We start from the raw sequence: 18,533 nt of genomic DNA on the forward strand, positions 1-18,533 counted from the left end.
ACCAGTCAAGATTCTTCCTTTTCGGTTTGGTCTAATGCTTAGGGAGGGTGGGCTGAGCGTGTTAATGGAGCATTACTGGTTGAAGGGCCTCTCGGATGCGTCCTTCGAGAAATTCTTCAACTTTCATCTGGAGTTCGAGGGCCTGACTCACAGCTTGTGTTATTTTTGCGAGATGATTCCAACGTTTTCTTACGATACGGCGACGGGGCCGATTGCCACTTTTGCGGAGCACTACCGCCATATGATGAAGAGCCGGCTATTTGACAATACTTTTATTTCGCCGCGTCCCGAGCCGTTTCCGGTTTCACCGGACTCCATCGATTGGGTTATTTACAGATATGTCCTTTTCTTCCCGATTTATGATTCCTATATTCGGATATCAAGAGGCGAGCCGGTTCGCTTTCTCGATCTCATCGCCAAGGCTAATCAATGGCTAATGGAGGATAATCGCAGCGACAGCGATCCAGCCGAAGTACGATCGAGTCTCCCCGAAGGATCGGTTTTGCGGGCAAAGGAGGCGGCCGAGCGACGAGTCAAGGTGATGCCGGCTATCCGCTGGCAGGTTTTTCAGCGCGATCACTGGAAATGTGTCTCTTGCGGCAGGGGTTCTGGCGATGACGCCATTATTCATGTCGATCATATCATCCCGCGCTCGAAGGGCGGCCGGGATGCGCTCGATAATTACCAAACACTTTGTGACTCATGCAATCTCGGCAAGAGCAATAGGGATGACACCGACCTGAGGTTAAGATAGGGCAGTCGGAGATGTTCTCTTTAAGCATTTGAAAAGACCATGAAAATACAAGAGCTTCCTGGCGCTGACTCGACTTAAGCGTTGGCACAATTCTGGGACACTCACGATCTGACTGACTTCGAGGATCAGCTTGAAGGGCCGTAGGTTGGGGTGAGGGACGAACCCCAACATCCTTGGGTCGTCGCTTAACCGCGTTGTGGCTCGTAAAGCGGATATGATCAAGATCGGCGCGGCACCCATCAATCGATAATGGCCGAAGGCGCAAGTCCCATGGAATTTTCCTGGAACGAGAGCAAAGCAGCACGCAATCTGGCGAGACATGGCGTCGCGTTCAGCGAGGCCGCAACCGTGTTCAACGACTTGCTTTACATCGATTTTTTCGATCCAGATCACTCGGAGACTGAGCACAGATACATCAGGGTTGGATGTTCTGAACAAGGGCGGCTGTTGGTTGTCTCATATACTGAAGATGCGGAAATAGCCCGCCTGATAAGCGCGAGACCGGCAACACGAAGCGAGCGTGAAACCTATGAAGAACAGTAGTGTGGAAAACGACGATGAGCTTCGTCCAGAGTATGATCTAAGCAGCCTGCGGGTGAGAAAAGTTGGCCCTGGTCGCACCGCCTCCGGGCAGCATGGTGTCCTCTTGGAGCCAGACGTGGCTGCCGTTTTTCCGGATTCTCATTCGGTCAATGAGGCGTTGCGCTTTCTCATCAGGGTAACGAAAAGCGGCGATTCCGGATCACCCACTTCCAGTACGCGGGGCTAGTTGCAGGGCCGTGGGTTGGAGTTAGGAACGAACCCCAACATTTTCGGTTTGCCGCTCAACCGCTCAGCCCTTCGGTCACAATTTAGAACGGAAACGATGCCACGGGGAATTGATGTGAAGGTGAAGTTTCCAAGACACGCGAACATGAAAGCCCACTATGACAATGAAATCGACGCTTTGTATCTGACACTTGGCGACCAGGAGCCGGATGGCGTCATCGAAATCGCACATGGCGTCAATCTGGATACCACCGCTGAGGGAAAAATTATAGGCATAGAAATACTTAGGGCGTCTCATAGGCTTAACATCGACACCATTTTGTCTTATACACTCAAACCGGATCAGAGCATTTCGACGAGAAAAGTCGCCTGACATCCGGCGCTCGGTTCCGCTCAGGTTGGCTCGTGTTGAATGGACGGATAGCATTGGCCTGATGGTGCCGCGCAGACGGCGCTGGTGACACCGCTCCAGCGGTGTCACCCATGTGTTGGCCGCTGCGCGGCCCGGGCTGGCCAGCGCCCGTCACGGTCGGGTGCTCGGCCTCGCGGCGCACAGCGCCTGACACAGGCGTGACACCGCTGGAGCGACGAGCGCGAGCGCAGAGCAGTCCACCAGCGGCGGCGCGTCGGAGCCAGAAGACTAATCAACAATAGGGCGCAGAATGAGCAGCTTACCGCAATGTCCGGCCTGTGGGTCGGAGCACACCTACGAAGACGGGGCCATGTATGTCTGTCCGGAATGCGGGCATGAGTGGTCGAGAGATGCGGTGTCGCAGGACGCCGACCAAGGGCTGGCGGTGATGGATGCCTTCGGCAATGCGCTGGCCGATGGAGACAGCGTGACGGTGATCAAGGACCTGAAGGTCAAGGGCAGTTCCGCGGTCGTCAAGGTCGGGACCAAGGTCAGGGGTATCCGCCTCGTCGATGGCGATCACAACATCGACTGCAAGATCGATGGGATCGGTGCCATGCAGTTGAAATCCGAATTCGTGAAAAAGGCCTGACCATCGCTTTCTTTGCGTCTTTGTGTCTCCGTGAGATAAACTCTTTTTCGGCGATCGGGATGAACGCAGTTCCCGAAGCCCGCAACAGTCCTGCCGGAGGCCCCATGTCCCTACCAGTCCCCCTAGCGCCCGAGGTCCTCCTGCCCTACCGCGAGCAATTGCGCTGCAACTTCCCGCAACTCGATCAGGTCTTTCCCGACCTGATGGCCGAGGCGCAGACCCTGTTGAGTGCGGCGGGGATCAAGGACTATCTGGACGGGGCCTCGCTGATCTGCCGCATCGGACGGGGTTTCGAGCCGGTTCTGGTCTATCTTGAAGAACTGCCGCACGTCGCCGCCGCGCTCGGCGAGCAGACCCTGGGGCTGGTCTCGCAGACCGTGTGGAAGATGTCGCGCAGTCCCAACGGCAAGGCGATCCTGCCCTTCCTGCAGAGCATCGCGGAGGCGTCGCGGCGCCTGGGCAGTGCCGAGTTGCTGGGGCGCTACATCGATCTGATTCTTGATTTCATGGAGCGGACCACCGGCTCGATCCACGGTTTCCACACCACCATTCCCAGTCCCGGCCTGCCCGATCTGCTGGAGCGCGTTCCCTATCTCCTGGGTCAACTCACCTGCCAGGGGCTGAGCAATTGGATCGAGTATGGCCTGCGTCACTATTCCGACCACCCCGACCGTCAGCGTGACTATTTTGGCCTGCAATCGACCGACAGCCGGGCCGTGCTCCAGCGTGAGCGTCACGGTACCCTGTTCATCGACAATGAGCGTCGCTTGGACCTCTACCTGCGGGCACTGTGGTGCGAGCGCCGGCCATTCGTCCCCTATTCGGACGCCTTCGACGAGCTGCGCAAGCCGCTGCCCTATTTCGACGCGCTGGGGGTGCGCATCCCGGACTGCTACGACGACCGTGATGGGGTAGCCGGGATCGACCGCTACCGTGCCCTGTTGGCCCATGTCGCGGCCCATCTGCGCTGGAGCGGCTCGCTGGTGGCGGACAACCTGAGCCCCTTTCAACGCCTCGCGGTCGAGACCTTCGAGGATTGCCGGGTCGAGACCCTGGCCCTGCGTGAATACCCGGGGCTGCGCCGACTCTTGCTGGCCCTGCACCCCCGGCCGGTGGAGGATGCCTGCGACCCCGAGCACGAGTCCTGCATCCGCCATCGTCTCGCCATGTTCTCGCGCGCCGTCCTCGACCCCGACCACGGCTACCGCAACCCCGATCTACTTGACTTCGTCGCCCGTTTTCATGCCGAATTGGCCGCCGGCCAGTCCAGCACCCAGGCCATGGCGGGGCTTGCCGTCAGCTACATCGCCCGCACCCGCCGCGCACAGGACCTCTCGTCCAAGGTCTGGTTCACCGACACGCAGGTGGACTACCGTGACGACAACCGCCACCTGTGGCGTTATATCGAACAGGGCGATGAAGAGGAGTCCTACGAGGAACCCAAGCAGCGGTCGGCCGACGAGTCCGCGGCCCTGCCGCCCCGTCACTATCCGGAGTGGGACTATCAGAGCCGGACCTACCGCCCGGACTGGGTCAGTCTCTACGAGGGCCTGCACCCGGCCGGCGACCCCGCCCGGATCGACGCGCTGCTGGCCAAGCACCGGATGCTGGCCAAGCGCCTGAAACAGATCCTCGATCTCCTCAAGCCCCAGCAATATGTGCGCCTGCGCTATCAGGAGGAGGGCAGCGAACTGGACCTGGATGTGGCCATCCGTTCACTCATCGATTTGCGGGGCGGGGCGACGCCCGACCCGCGCATCAACATGAGCCACCGCCACGACGGGCGCGACATCGCCGTCATGCTCCTGCTCGACCTGTCCCAGTCGCTCAATCAGGTGCCGGACGGGTGCACCCAGAGCATCCTGGAACTCAGCCAGGAGGCCGTGGCCCTGCTCGCCTGGGCCATCGACCACCTGGGGGACGAATTCGCCATCGCCGGCTTCTCCTCCAATACCCGCCACGAGGTCCGCTACCAGCACATCAAGGGCTATAGCGAGGGCTGGGACGAGCAGGTCAAGGCGCGGCTGGCGGCGATGCAGGCCGGCTACTCCACCCGCATGGGGGCAGCCATGCGCCATGCCGCCCACTACCTGGAGGCCCGGCAGGCGGAGAAAAAGCTGCTGCTGATCCTGACCGACGGCCAGCCCCACGACATCGACGTACAGGACGAGCGCCTGCTGATCGAGGATACCCACCGCGCGGTGCAGGAACTCGACCAGCGGGGCATCTACACCTATTGTATCAACCTCGACGCCCAGGCCGACCAGTATGTCCGCGACTGCTTCGGCAATCGTTTCACCGTGATCGACCGGGTGGAGCGGCTGCCGGAGCGGCTGCCGCAGCTCTTTATGGCCTTGACCAAATAGGTTGCGGTATGGGAGGTCCGGGCCTGATCATGGTTCCGGCCACCGTGCTGACGGCGAGGTCGTTGGTGCGCACAGCGGACCCGAAGGGGTGGTCATGGCCTTGATCAGGCAGACGGCTAAGATCGTGCTAGGCTTGACGTCGAAACCCGGCGTCGCCGGAAATAGACCGGGACGGCGGCGGCCGCCGCTTGGGCGTCCGCCTGGTTTGGCGTGCTGGATCAGGTGGTTGGCCTAATCGCGGCGGCCCTGTCGACGAGTGTCACCGGCGCGTTCGATTCTTTTGCGACTCCCGATTATTATGCAGGGGGTGCGGCTGATGTTGGTGTCACCAGTAACCGTTCAGGGCGCCACCCAACTTTACCTCCATAAGGGGTTAAGTTTTATTAAAATCAGCTACTTACGCTGATAGCGCAGGCGGCGGACGACGTGGGGGCGCAACATTCGCCGGCACTCGGGGGTCGGCGTGTATGATTCTTCAGGGCGTCGCGGGTCGCGTGGAGACATCGTACCGCGGCCCCCTCAGGCACGGGTCGCGACCCGGTAAGACCATTGGCTAAATTGAAAACAGGGGGCATTCTATGCTGTCATCACAGGTGATCCGCACTTACGCAGAAAATTCAGGGGCGGGGCCAGTGGGGCGCGTCCGGGCGGGCTTTGGGTTTACCTTGATTGAGCTGCTGATTGCGGTCGGCATCGTGGCGATACTGGCCGCCATTGCTTATCCCTCGTACCAAAGTCAGGTCAGGAAGACCCGGCGTGCCGATGCCAAGGCGGTGCTTATGCAGAACGCCCAGTTCATGGAGCGGGTCTACACGGAGTTCGGCTGCTATAAAGGGGCTTGCACCGGTAGTCCCACCTGTGTCGTCGCTTGCGACCGCACGGCGGCCAATGTTGCACTTCCCTCGCGAAAATCGCCGATCGATGGCAGCGATGAATATTATACGATTTCGCTGACGACCTTGGCAAATGACGCCTTCACACTGACGGCAACTCCGGTAAGTTCTGAGGGTACCGCGGCACTGACGTTAGACCATACGGGCGCCCGCACTGGTTGGTAGCGCTCGCGGTGGTCCGATGGACGCGCCTGGCCCCGGCCCCTGGCGGTTCGCTTCAGCAACGCTTAGGTCGACGCTCAGTCGTCGGCGGTATGATCGAGAAAGCCCAAGAGCCAAATGGTGAAGAGCGTGACATTGCGCGATGCCTGGTCCGGCGAGGCCGACTGTCGCAACTGCTCCCTGCTGACCTCGGTGCTGTTTGCCGGTCTCAAGGAGCGCGACTTCGAGCGCATCCATGATCCCATTGATCAGTTTACGCTCAAGCCCGGCCAGGCCCTGTACCATGCCGGGGACACCGGGGACTTCATGTTCACCGTGCGCAGCGGTGCCTGCAAGCTGATCCAGTATCTGCCCGACGGCAGCCAGCGTATCGTGCGGCTGGCGCGTACCAGCGATGTGCTGGGGCTGGAGGCCATCCTCGGGGACTGCTATCAGCACGAGGCCGTGGCCCTGCAGGTCACCGAGGTGTGCCGCTTTCCGGCCCGCATCGTGCGCGACCTGGGTACCGACAACCCGACCCTGCACCGGGAACTGATGGCGCGCTGGCAGCGCGCGCTGAGCGAGGCGGACGCCTGGCTGACCCAACTCTCCACCGGCTCCGCCCGGCAGCGCGTGGCCCGGCTCCTGCTGCGCCTGATGCACGAGGGGGTGCCCGGCGAGTGCCAGTTGTTCGGCCGGGAGGACCTGGGCGCCATGCTGGGGGTCACCACCGAGACCACCAGCCGGACCATCGCCGAGTTCAAGCGGCGGCGCCTGCTGGTGGAGACGACGCCCAATCTGTTCGTGCTGGACCTGCCCAACCTGCGGCGGATCGCCGAGGAATAATGGCGCCGCGGCCGCGCGGCGGCCTTGATCATCGTCCCGGCCAGGCGGCATCGTAGGGTGGACAAGCGCAGCGCAGTCCACCAGCGGTGGCGCGGGATTCGGTGGACTGCGCTATCGCTTGTCCACCCTACGGCCGGAACCTTGATCGAGAGGCCCGCGCGGCCGGTCCGGGCGACTGATCGTTCTTGCGGTCTTGTATAGTCCGCAAGCCTGGTCGGTGCCGTCGTCCCCTCCTGACCATTAAGCCTTACCCCTTAATAAAGGAATAGTTCCATGCGGATCGCCGTCACCAGCCAGAACTTCAAGACCATCACCGGCCATGCCGGCAAGGCGCGCCGTTTCCTCGTCTATGAAACGGACGCGAGCGGCAGCCCACCCCAGGAAGTCGACCGGCTCGACCTGCCCCAGGAGTTGTCGGTCCACGCCTATCGCGGGGAGGACCATCCGCTCTTCGGGCTCGGGCTCCAGACCCTGGTGACCCAGGGGGCCGGGCAGGGGTTCATCGAGCGCCTGGCGCGCCACGGCATCCTGGTCCATGCGACCAGCCAGACCGATCCACTGGTCGCCGTGGTGCAGGTGGCCACCGGCCAACCGCTCGCCGCGGCCCTGCCGCATGACCACGACCATCATGTGGATGAGCCGGTCTTGGTCCGGATCCAGGAGCACTGATCCGCGCCTGCCATCGCGTGGCGGCCCCGGCGGCGCCGTTACGATCCGCTGAGACCTTGCGCCGCTTGGTGAAAATGGGTTAGCGTTCAGCCAGGTGCCATCCTTGAGGCGGCGCCTGCATCGCCCAGGACATCGGAGCCCGCATGTTGCAGCAACGGACCCACTTTCTACAGGTCGAAGCGGTCAATATCTACGCGACCCTGTTCGATACCGGCCAACTCAGCGTGATCCGCGGCGGCAGCTTTCTGCTCGCCTTGGCCATGAGTGAGATTCCCGTGAAGTTTCAGAAGGACCTGCAGCGCCTCTCCAGCGGCGCCTCCGTGGGGCTCTATCGGATCAAGGGCGAGGCTGACCCGGCAACGATCGAGGGACGCGTCGTCGACTGGTTGCGCGACGACCCGCGCTTCGGGCTCTTCACCTTCGTCGTCGCCCGGTGCGCCGCGGCCGAGCTGCAGACGGCCAAGGCCGTGCTCGCGGCCAAGGTCCGGCGCGAGCAGTTGCGGCAACTCACGGGCGTGCCGGATCGGGTCGCCGGGGACGCCGCCCGCCAACCCTGTGCCCTGACCGGTAAGCGCTCCTGCGTCCCCGGCCAAGATCCACCGCGGCAACTCGGCGACCAGCGTTGCAGCCTGAGTACCTCCGTCGCCCGGCGCTGGAAGCAGGGCGAACAACTCAAGACCGGCATCTACCTGCAGACCCTCGCCGCCGCGACGACGATCACGGCGCAGCGCCTGGAGCGAATCGCCGGGGTGGGCTATGCCCCGGACTTCGAGCGCCTCGCCGACAGCCCGTCGTTTCGGTGCCTGAACCACAAGATGGCAGTCATCTATCTGGACGGCAACGGCTTTGGTGCCATCCAGCGCCGCCACGTCAAGACCCCCGCGGACCAGATTGCGTTCGACGACCGTATCCAAGGCTATCGGGCGGAGTTTCTCGCCACCTTGCTGGAGGCCCTGATCGATCGGAGGGTTGCACAGGTGCCGCTCCTGGAGACCCACTGCACCCCAGAGCAGAACCCCGGCCTGGCCCTGCGGCTGGAGACGCTCCTGTGGGGCGGCGACGAGATGACACTGGTCGTCCCCGCCTGGCTCGGCTTCGACGTGCTGCAACTCTTCTACCACTGCGCGGCGAACTGGCGTTTCAAGGAGCCCCTGACCCATGCCGGCGGCATTGTCTTCTGTCATGCCCATACGCCCATCGCGCGGATGCGGCAACTGGCCCAGACCCTCGCCGACGACGTCAAGGCCTGGATGCAGGCATCCCACTCCCAGGGCAATTTTTTCGACTACATGGTCCTGGAATCGATCGATTATCCGGTCGAGGCGAGCCTCGAGCCGTTCTGGGCCCACCGCTATGGCGGCGTGGCGGCCAGGCGCACCCCGTTGCGAGCGCCCGCCGATTGGTTCGGGGCGGGCCGGGCCGCGGCCGGCCGCCTGTTGGGCGGCACGGGCCTGGGCCGCGGCCAGGTGTTCCGGTTGGCGCGCCGGATCGCCGGGACGCCCCCTGATGGCATCGACTTCGACCTGTTCGGCGGCGTGGTGGGGGCGCTGCCTGGCGGGACGCCTTGGCCCGAAGCGCCGGATCGGGACCCGGCGACCCGCAGTGCCTTTGAGCGGATGGAGCAGCGTTTGTTGGCCCTGGCCCAGGAGCAAAGACCGGCAGCGGACCCGGGTGCTGCCGTCCAACCGCTGCCCACGGTCATCGAGGACCTGCAATATCTTGCGGAGGAACTGGGTATCCGCACCGATGACCCCGCGGACCGCGCCTGGCTGTGGCTGCACCTGACTGAACTCTGGGATTACCTGGTGCCGGAACGCGACTGGCGCGCCGCCGCTGCAAGCGAGGCCGCACCATGATCCGCACCCGCTACCGCCTGTGCCTCACCCTGCAGGCGCCGCTACTCACCCATGCCGCCGGCACCCTGACCCTGGGCCTGGATGCCGCCACCCAGCGCTACCGGGGTCAGCCGGTCATCAATGGCAGCCTGATCCGCGGCAACCTGCGTCACCTGCTCGGCCGCTTTGCGCAGGACCTGGCCCAGGTGCCGGACCCGACCGACCCCAGGCTCCGACCGGTCCGCGGTCAGGACCTCGCGGCCTGGTTCGGTCCGGATCAGACGGCGGATGCCGAGCCGCAGATCGCCGACCTTGCCTTCGGTCTCTTCTGGCGGCTGGACCCCGCGAGCGTGCCGTCCGGGTCCGCCCAACCGGCACGCCACCGCATCGCGATCAACGCCGCCGAGGTGGTCGCCGAGGGCCAAATCCAGATCGCGGAAAGCGCCTTTGCCGTGGGCGCCGAGCCAACCTTCACCGGCGAGTTGCGCGCCCGCTTCAGCGACGAGGAGGCCCGCCGACACTGCGAACGGTGGCTGGGCAAGGCCCTTGCCCGGCTGTCCGCCATCGGCGCGCAGAAGGGCGTGGGCTTCGGGCGGGTGCTGCGTGCCGAGCTGCTGCGCCTGGAGCCCGTTGCACTGATCGAGCCCCCGCTCGACAGCGCTGCCTTGGGGACCCGCGTCGGCCTGGTACTGCACCTGAATCAGCCGTTCAATATCGCCCAGACCGCCCGCTTCCAACCCGAGAACAACCGCTATCTGAACCATGATCAGATCCCCGGGGCGGCCGTCAAGGCGGTCCTGGCCCGCGCCCACGGCGGGGACCGGGAGGCACTGCAACGGGACCTGGAGATCGATCGGCTGGTCGTCACCATGGCCCTGCCGGCCCCGCGGAGCGCTCCCGCGCGGCGCCTGCCCCTGCCGCTGAGCCTGGCGGTCTTCGCGACCGCCGGCGGGCCGGTGGTGCATGACCTCGCCCTGGAGGACGCCCCCTGTCTGCTGCGGTACGGTGATGAGCAACTGCCGCCGCTCTTCCTGCCGGATTGGAAGGAGGCCCACCGCGTTGCCGCCTGCCGCGCCTGGGACCCGGCGGGCACCGACCGGGAGTCCCCGCCCGCGCACCTGCTGGTGGTCCGTACCGCGATCCGCCCCGGGGAGAACGTCGCCGAGGAGTCCCAACTCTTCGCCCTGGAGTGTACCGATGTCCAGGACCACTGCTGGTGTCTGGACCTGGACCTGGATCAGGTCGCCCCCGCGGCCCGCCGCGCGGTCACCGAACGGCTGATCACACTCCTGTCCGGCGGCCTGCAGGACCTGGGCAAGACGCGCGCCGGTGCCCGGGTCGAGGTGCGGTCGCACCCCTTCGGACCCACGGCGCCCCCGCAACCCATCGCCATCGACGGCCGCGACGCTTGGCTGATCCTGGTGCGCACCCCGGCGCGCCTCCTGCCCGCCCGGATCGAGGACCTGCTCATCCCGTCCACCAATGGGGGCGAGCGGCTCAAGGCCGCCTATAGCGAGTACTGGACCGGCGCCTGTGCGGACCTGGAACTTCGCCACTACTACGCCCAGCAGGAACTGGTGGGCGGTGACTATTACTGGCGGCACTTCCGCGGCCGGGAGGACTACAGGCCCGAATGGCTCACCCTGGCGGGCAGCGTCTTCGTGCTGACCAGCCGTCCCGGCGCCGACCCCGAGCGGGTCAGGGCCGCCGTCACGCGGTGGCAGCGCAGCGGGCTGCCCCAGGTCGGCGACCGCGCGCAGGATACCTGGGAGACCAACCCCTATCTGCGCGAGAACGGTTTCGGCGAGGTCGCCATCAACGACCCGCGGCACCAGGCGCTGGCCCCGGCCGCCGAGGCACTGCACCGCTTGCCGGAGGACCTGCCATGAGCGCCCCACACCGCCACACCTGGGAGCACGTGATCGTGACCGGCGTGCTCCAGACCCGCGGCCCCTTGCGTATCGGCAGCGGATTCGACGAACCGGCGGGGCCGGGCGCCGCGGATCGCGATGGCGTCAGCGGCCTGGTGACCGCCGTGTGCCGCGACGGCGCCGGTGCGCCCTATCTGCCCGCCAGCACCCTGCGCGGCTTCCTGCGGCGCCGCGGACCGAGCGACCCCGCCGGTGCCGAACGGCTGTTCGGCAGCGCCCGCCGCGCCCGCCAGCCGGGCCTGCCCCTGGATCAGGAGTCGCTCGGCCGGGCCGGGGCCTTACGGGTCTACGATGCCCGGTGCGATACCGCCGAGCCCCTGGTGCTCGACACCGAGACGCGGATCGCCATCGACCCCATCACCCGCAGTGCGCGTGACCGCCACCTCTTCACCCAGCAGTTGGTGCCCAAGGGGACGGCGTTTCGCTGTCGCTTCGAGCTGGAGCGGATCGACACCGCCGAGCTCGACGCCTTTCTCGCCGCCCTGGGCGCCTTCGACGGCGGCGCCGCCAACGGGCTGGGCGCCGGCCGCGCCCGGCTGCACGGGCGGCTGTGCTGGACCCCGGAGGGGCTGCGGGTCCGCACCCTGAGCCGTGCGGACCATCTCCACTGGCTCTGCACCGATCAAGAGAACTACCAGGAGCAGGTGCTCCCGATGCCGGGCCCGGACCAGGACGCGACGCCCGTCTCCGGTCCGGTCGGTGCCGCGTTGCGGTTGTCCCTGCGCATCTACCCGCGCTCGCCCCTGCTGGTCAGCAACCCGCCGCGCAAGACCGGCGAGCGCCCCGCGGTGCGCAGCTTCCGCGTAGTCGGCGGCGCGGTCCAGGTGCCGGCCGCGAGCCTCAAGGGTCTGCTGCGTGCTCAGGCCCGGCGCATCCTCATGACCATGCTCGCCGACCGTCACCCGCGGGCCCCGGAGCGGCAGCGCCGCCAGGTCGCCGAGGGCCTGACCGGCGAGGTCTTCGGCAGCACCCGGGCCATGGCCGGACTCTTTGTCGATGAGGCGCGCGGTGCCTTCGACCAGGACCGGGACTGCCACCCCCAGACCTTCAACGCCATCGACCGCTTCACCGGCGGCGTGGCCGACCAACGCCTGTACCAGGTCCTGGCGGTGCGGCCCCGGCGGCTCGACTGGCAGGTCCTGGTGCAGCCGCGCCTGCTGGCGCAACCCTGGGCGCTCGGACTGCTGTGTCACCTGCTGCGCGATGCACTGGAGGGGGACCTGGCCCTGGGGTGGGGCCGGGCGCGCGGCTTCGGCGTGCTGCGCGTCATCCTCGCCGAGGCCGATCCGAACCGGGGCGATCAGACCGCCCTCGACCAGCCGGCCCCACCCTGGGCAACCGTCTTGCCGGTCATCGAGCAGACCCTGTCCGCGGCGCCCCGGTCAGGAGCGCAGGACTGGGTCGACGCCTTGGAACAACGGATCGACGGGGACATGGCCGCCGCCGACACTCCACAGGAGCCCGCGGATGAACGGTGAGGCCTTCTATTCCCCCTATCAGTTCATCCCGGTCACCGGCCGGCTGCACAAAACGGCACCGGACGCGGGCGCCGCACCAGACCCCGGGCAGCCGGTCCCCAAGACCGCCTGGGACGCGATCGAACAGGGGCAGACCCAGGTCCGCCATGACTGCTGGCAGCCCGGAACCCTGTCCGGCCGCCTGCTGTGCCGCCTGACCACCGTCACCCCGACCCTGGTCGGTGCGCAGCAGCAGGACGGCGATCAGGGGTTGCCCGGGACCATCACCAACTACCGCAGCAACGGCGAACTGGCGGTCCCCGGCAGCAGCCTGCGCGGGGCCATCGGGGCGGTGGCCGAGGCCATCAGCCAGTCGGCCATGCGGGTGCTGGATCAGCGGGAGTTTTCGGTGCGCAAGGCGATGAACCGCAGCCTCAAGGCCATCGGGCTGCTGCGCCGACAGTCGGACGGGAGCTGGCGTTTGTTGCCGCTGGCCTTGACGGGCTTGCCCTGCGATCCTCCGCGGGTGCGTATCCAGGCCCCATGGAACCGGGTATTCCCGCCGGGTCTGCCCTTGGGTGAGTGTCTTGCCGCCTACTACGGCACCTACGGTGACAGCGCGGACGACCCCGCGCGATTCGATTGCTTCCAGGCGCGGGACAACGCCAGCTTCGCCTGGTCCTCGCAGGCCCTGGATATGCGGCTGGCCGACGCCACGGCAGGCAAGGTCTATGAGATTCAGGGCGATGACGATCCCTTGAAGGCCAAAGGCAGTTTCGCCTTTCGGCGGGGGTACCTGCGCGACGTCCAGGCCGCTGCCGCCGGCCTCGACGGGCAACCGATGCGCGGGGTCACCTATGTCTTGGGTCTGAGGTCCGAGCACGACCTCATGCCGGAAAAGCGGCACGAATGGTTCGTCCCCTATGCCGAAGACTGGGAGGCGCGCCTGGCCGCCGCCCGTCCTGACCGCCAGGCCACACTGTCGGTCGCGCCCGCGGCCATCGCCGACTTCGAGCGCATCGCGCGCGAACGCTGGGAGACCAACGACGCCAAGACCGCGGCCGATTACCGGGTGCCCTTCCTCCCCAAGGGCTACGGCGTGCGCCAACCGGCCCGCTCCGAGGGGGCCGATGGGTTCCTGCGCGACGGGGACCTGGTGTATTTCAACGTGGACCCGGGAAGCCTGGAGGTCACCGAGGTCAGCTTCTCGGCCATCTGGCGCAGCGCTGTCCGCGGCGATCTGTACGGTGCCTTCCAGGGGGATGACAAGAAGGGCGCGGGCAAGGACGTGCTCCCCTGGAGTCCGGACCGCGCGGGACTGACCCCGGCCGAGTGCCTCTTCGGCGTCGTCGAGGCCATGCCCAGGGGACGCGACCAAGACCGCGGCGCCCGCAATCTGGCATCGCGCGTGCGCTTCTGCGATGCCTTCGGGCTCGACGAACCCGCACTCTTCTATCCGGCGCCCGTCGCCCTGCGCCAACTCCAGTCACCCAAGCCGCCGTCGCCCGCCATGTATTTTCGCACCGGCTCAGGCGGCCCCGTGCGCAAACAGGACCTCGATCTGAAAAAGCAGGTTCCGAACGGGCGCAAACACTACCTGGTCCATGACCCGCACGAGGTCAAGGCGAAGCGGCCGTGGGAGACCGGCAAGCTCGATAAGATCGACCGGTCGCACCCCACCAACGAGGATCGGGCACTGCTGGAGGACTACGCCCGCCAGGGCGGCCGCTACGGCAATCCGCTCGCCGATGGTCAGGACCTGTGGTTCCATGTGGACTTCGACAACCTGACCCAGTCCGAACTGGACCTGCTCTGCACCGCCATCGACCCCGGCCTCAGTGCGTTCAACCCGGACGCTCGCACCGAGTTTCATCACCGCCTGGGGTGGGGTCGGCCCCTCGGGCTGGGTGTGGTGCGCATCGCCCTCGAGGGCCTGTTCCTCGTCATGCGGGGGCAACGCTACAGCGCCAAGGGACTGCACAAATCGCGGTATCAGCTCCGTTGGCTGGCCCCCGGTGAGACCCCGATACCGGAGCGACTCGCCGACCGCTACCCGGAGGAACTGCCGCAAGGCGCGCATGAGCGGCGATCCAAGCCGCTGCTGCCCGGCACCGATCTCATCGATCGAGAGGCCCTGCGGGCACTGATGCAGCTTGGCGACGTGAATCTGATCGACCATCCGGTCTGCTATCCCTATGTCGACACCGACGACCGGCACCCGGACGAAGAACCGGACCCCTATGGCGAGGAAGACGGCTATGAGTGGTTCGTCAGCAACGATGACCCCCACCAGGTCAACTATCAGTTCATCGAGCCGCTGTCCCTGGGGGACGGGGCCGTCCCGGGCCTCCCCTACCTGAGGCCCCACCGCCCGCCCCGCCGCCGGTGACCTTAGCAATGACAGAGGCCACCCCCCTCTTCCTCGACACCGAATTCACCGGCCTGCACCAGCAGGCCCGACTGATCAGCCTGGGGCTGTGCGCCGAATCCGGCGCCGCCTTCTATGGCGAGGTCTCGGGCCTCGACCCGGCCGCCTGCGACCCCTGGGTGCGCGCCAATGTACTCGCGCACACCCGCTGGCTGGGCCGCCCCGGGGCCCGGCCGCAGACCCTGCGCGAGGGCGAGCTGACCGCCTGCTTCGGCGACCCGCCGACGATGGCGCGGGGCTTGGCCGACTGGCTCGCGCAGTGGCCGCGGGTCGAGGTCTGGGCGGACTGCCTGGCCTATGACTGGGTGCTGTTCTGCGAACTCTTCGGCGGCGCGCGCCGACTCCCCGCCCAGGTCTTCTATATGCCCTTCGACCTGGTCACCCTGTTCAAGCTGCGCGGTCTGGACCCCGACACCGACCGCGTCGCCTTCGCCGGGATGGCCGGCGCACCGCGACGCCACCATGCACTGTGGGACGCGCGCCTGACCCTGGCCTGCTACCGGCGCTTGCTGGGCGAGTTCGCGCCCTGTCCCTGAGCCCCCGTGTCGGTCCCTTCCGGTCGACCCGAGAAGAACACTCGCCACAGGACCCAGGACAGGAGCCCGGGCGGGACTATGGCGAGCAGCAGAATCGCGCCCTCGCGAAGCCAGGTCTGACCGGCCGACAGGGCCGCGCCCAATGGACCTGTGCCCCCGTCCAGTGGGATCAGCGGCAGGATGGCAGCCCACAGGGCCGTCAGGGTGATCAGGAGGGCCGCGACCCCGACCCGCTGGCCGAGCGTGCTGACCTTGGCGGAAAATTCCCGCATCTCATGGTCGTGTTCGGCCTCCAGGAACTCGTGTGCGCGCTCCAACTCGTCCTTGATCAATTGATACTCCGCCTCCATGCCCAGGGCCCGCTGCTGCAACGCGAAGACCCGCCGGCCCTGTAACTGGGGAGTCACCTCGCTGAACCAGTAGCGGTTGGTGAAGGTGATGAACTCCTCGCGCAGCGCCTTGAACGCCCCGGTCCGGTCGCTTGCGCGCGACCCCTGGCGGATCAGACCGGCGGTCGCGACCGAGACCTGGCGGTGATAGCGGCGCAACGAGGCCAGGTAGAAGAGGCACAGGATCAGCATCCGCTCATAGCTGTAGGGGACATGGCGCGCTGCCACGGTCTCGCAGAAATAGCCCCCGGCGCCCAGCCAGGCGTTGGACATGTCAGTAAAGCCCGCGTAGAGCCCGGTTGCATCCCAGACCTTGAGCGAGGCCAGGTCCAGTGTTTCCGCCAGCCAGTCGCGGTCATAGGCATAGCCGCCGCAGTCGTCGAAGGTATCGACCGGGCGGTCCACCAGGAGCGCCAGGCTGAACAGCCGGCCCATCACCGCGGTGCGCAGGGCCGGCTCCGGTGCCGGTCCGGCCAGGCCGTAGGCGACGTTCACGAACAGCCGGTCGTCGTAAAAGTCCTGGTACCCGTTCAGAAACTCGGCGAGTGACGGCGCCCCGGCCAGGGCTCCGTTGCCGAAAAAGCGGGTGAGCAGGTGCCGCAGCACCGGTGACAACAGGAGCCCCGGCGGGCTGGTCATCAGCAGTCGCCCCTGCGCCTGAATGGGCCGGAACCCGGCGGGTTCGCTGCCGTCATCCGGCACCAGGCGCAACTGCGCGGCGATCTTTCCCTCCTCGAACTGCTCCGGAAAGCTCGGATAGACCACCCGCGCGAGCCGGGTGAATCCCAGCCAGGCGGCCAGGGCGCGCCCGCGGACCCGCGCCAGGACTTGCGCATCGGCGAAGACCAGCGGGTGCCACCAGGTCGGGCCCGCGCAACCCAAGGCCGCCAGGTCGCCCGTCGGCGCCGGCAGGACCACGCGCAGGGCCAAAAGGTAAGACCCGTTGAAATAGCGCAGCAGCCGGACCGACTCCACCTCGGCCGCCTTCAGGGGCGAGCCCGGCGGGTCCCCGTCCAATTCCAGCCGCCAGCCGGCCGTGCCGGTCAGGGACCACTCCCGGATCGGGTCCAGTCCGGCACCGCCCTGGTTCAGGTCGTAGAGCAGGTCGCGCAGGTGGGGCAGGAAGTAGAGCAGGGCCTGCGTATCGCAAGCGTCCGCCAGGTCGCCCGCATAGTGACGCGGCCTGATCGCGACCCGCCCCGGGGCCTCGCCCTGGGTGTCGAGCTGGCGCTGCAGCGCCGCCGCGAAGGCACCCTGCGCCCGGTCACCGGGATCGAATGGAAAGAAGAAGGTGCAGCCGTAGTGGCGCAGCGGACGCTGATCCACCAGCAGGCCCGCCAGGAGTGCGGACAGGTCCTGGTCCAGTGCCCGCAGGTGGGCGCCCGGGTCTCCCTCCAGGGGCACGAGGCTGTAGTCCCAGGCATAGGCGTAGTCGGGCGGTGGATTCACCGTCCGCCAGCCCGCGCGGCCCTGGCCGGGCGCGGCCTCCTGGGCGAACAGGTGCAGCCCGCGCACGGCCGCGCGCGGGTCCGCGCACGGCGACTCCCAGGGCGCGGCCTCACCCACGAGCACCAGCATCAGCAGCGGATGGGCCGGCAAGCCCTGGCCCGCCGCCGACCAATCGTGTCGGGTGCGCACCAGACAGCGCGCCGCCGCGAGCGCGAGGGTCGGGTTCACCGAGGCCGGCACCAGGACCAAGGTCAGGTCGCCCAGGTCCCGCACCCATCCCGGTTGCCTCAGCACCCCGATCGCCTCCCGCCACAGGGCCGGCAGGGTGCGCGCCGCCGCGGCGCCCAGCGGCACCCGCAAACGGTCCTCGAAGTCCCGGGGATGCTCACCGCAATCGGTCAGGTAGTCGTGCGGATGCTGTGCATAGTGCCCCGCGAGCGCCTCGGGTCCCAGGGCCAGTTGCCGCAGGCACTCCCGCGGCGACAGAAAGAGGCCGTAGGGCTGGCCGTCCCGACACCCCGCCCGCCGCGGTGTCGCCGTGATCAGGACCCGCCGGCCGGTGTCGGCCCCCCGGCGCCAGGGTGCAAGCCGGGGATGCGCGTCGAAACCGGTGGCGCCGCTCGTCAGGTCCACGACCAGCAGGTCGGTCCCGCTGGGGATCAGCCCCGGGTCCGGCAGGGCCCGCCGCGGCTCCAGCCCCAGCGCCACCGCCCACTCGAACAGGTCGGTCCCGGCAGCGGATTCAATCACCAGCAAGGTATCGCGTGCGCCCATCTCAGGTCTCCAGTCGGGCTGATCCGGCGAGCGCGCGGACGCCCGCCTCCTCGAGTGGCCCCAGTATCGCCCAAAACCACCGCCCCGGCACCACGACGCAACTCACCCGCAACAATGGGACCAGGTACAAGCCGCCCATGCGCGCGCGTCTGGATCATCACTCCGGCCACTGGGAGCGCCGCACCCCAGTGCGGCGAGGGCTTGCGCAACACGGCCCTTGATCATAACGCCGGCCACGCGTCCTTGCGGCAATCCGTCGCGGCCTGGGGGCCGCTCCTTCGCCGTAGGAGCGG

At 66.8% G+C, this 18,533-nt stretch carries 14 protein-coding genes; 13 read left to right on the forward strand and 1 reads right to left on the reverse strand.

Going from position 1 to position 18,533, the window contains the following annotated elements; translation table 11 throughout:
• The 13 genes from QZY48_RS07885 to QZY48_RS07945 all read left to right on the forward strand — a co-directional run.
• Positions 1–754: HNH endonuclease (locus QZY48_RS07885; protein ID WP_295429860.1), on the forward strand; the 754-nt coding region annotated here is incomplete at its 5' end.
• Between the two features lie 270 nt (positions 755–1,024).
• Positions 1,025–1,297 (forward strand): BrnT family toxin, encoded by a 273-nt coding sequence (locus QZY48_RS07890; protein WP_295429862.1) that lies wholly within the window; start codon positions 1,025–1,027, stop codon positions 1,295–1,297.
• Between the two features lie 370 nt (positions 1,298–1,667).
• A complete protein-coding gene (locus tag QZY48_RS07895) occupies positions 1,668–1,895 on the forward strand; it encodes a DUF2283 domain-containing protein (RefSeq protein ID WP_295429865.1) in 228 nt (75 codons plus the stop codon).
• Positions 1,896–2,184: 289 nt separating this feature from the next.
• Entirely contained in the window at positions 2,185–2,526 is a 342-nt protein-coding gene (locus QZY48_RS07900) for a zinc ribbon domain-containing protein YjdM (protein WP_295429867.1), read from the forward strand.
• 104 nt (positions 2,527–2,630) lie between these two features.
• Positions 2,631–4,892, forward strand: coding sequence for a VWA domain-containing protein (locus QZY48_RS07905; protein WP_295429869.1), 2,262 nt, complete (start codon positions 2,631–2,633; stop codon positions 4,890–4,892).
• A 578-nt stretch (positions 4,893–5,470) separates the two neighbouring features.
• Complete coding sequence (locus QZY48_RS07910; RefSeq protein ID WP_295429870.1) at positions 5,471–5,950, forward strand: type IV pilin protein; 480 nt, start codon at positions 5,471–5,473, stop codon at positions 5,948–5,950.
• A 114-nt stretch (positions 5,951–6,064) separates the two neighbouring features.
• The gene (locus QZY48_RS07915; protein WP_295429872.1) at positions 6,065–6,772 is read left to right on the forward strand and encodes a Crp/Fnr family transcriptional regulator; all 708 of its coding nucleotides are present in this window, start codon (positions 6,065–6,067) and stop codon (positions 6,770–6,772) included.
• Between the two features lie 273 nt (positions 6,773–7,045).
• Complete coding sequence (locus QZY48_RS07920; protein WP_295429874.1) at positions 7,046–7,441, forward strand: NifB/NifX family molybdenum-iron cluster-binding protein; 396 nt, start codon at positions 7,046–7,048, stop codon at positions 7,439–7,441.
• A gap of 143 nt (positions 7,442–7,584) precedes the next feature.
• The gene (locus QZY48_RS07925) at positions 7,585–9,297 is read left to right on the forward strand and encodes a hypothetical protein (RefSeq protein ID WP_295429876.1); all 1,713 of its coding nucleotides are present in this window, start codon (positions 7,585–7,587) and stop codon (positions 9,295–9,297) included.
• Positions 9,294–11,165, forward strand: a complete 1,872-nt coding sequence (locus QZY48_RS07930) for a hypothetical protein (protein ID WP_295429878.1) — start codon at positions 9,294–9,296, stop codon at positions 11,163–11,165. Before QZY48_RS07925 ends, QZY48_RS07930 begins: the two co-directional genes overlap by 4 nt.
• Positions 11,162–12,685: an RAMP superfamily CRISPR-associated protein gene (locus QZY48_RS07935; protein WP_295429880.1), complete on the forward strand. Its 1,524-nt coding sequence runs from the start codon at positions 11,162–11,164 to the stop codon at positions 12,683–12,685. Before QZY48_RS07930 ends, QZY48_RS07935 begins: the two co-directional genes overlap by 4 nt.
• The gene (locus QZY48_RS07940; RefSeq protein ID WP_295429882.1) at positions 12,675–15,053 is read left to right on the forward strand and encodes an RAMP superfamily CRISPR-associated protein; all 2,379 of its coding nucleotides are present in this window, start codon (positions 12,675–12,677) and stop codon (positions 15,051–15,053) included. Before QZY48_RS07935 ends, QZY48_RS07940 begins: the two co-directional genes overlap by 11 nt.
• 8 nt (positions 15,054–15,061) lie before the next feature.
• Positions 15,062–15,628 (forward strand): 3'-5' exoribonuclease, encoded by a 567-nt coding sequence (locus tag QZY48_RS07945; RefSeq protein ID WP_295429884.1) that lies wholly within the window; start codon positions 15,062–15,064, stop codon positions 15,626–15,628.
• On the opposite strand, the gene QZY48_RS07950 is transcribed toward QZY48_RS07945, so the two are convergent.
• Complete coding sequence (locus tag QZY48_RS07950) at positions 15,589–18,240, reverse strand: hypothetical protein (protein WP_295429886.1); 2,652 nt, start codon at positions 18,238–18,240, stop codon at positions 15,589–15,591. The two genes, QZY48_RS07945 and QZY48_RS07950, sit on opposite strands and share 40 nt — an antisense overlap.
• Positions 18,241–18,533: the final 293 nt, after the last annotated feature.

The organism is uncultured Thiodictyon sp. (assembly GCF_903828115.1).
In the GTDB taxonomy this organism is placed as follows: domain Bacteria; phylum Pseudomonadota; class Gammaproteobacteria; order Chromatiales; family Chromatiaceae; genus Thiodictyon.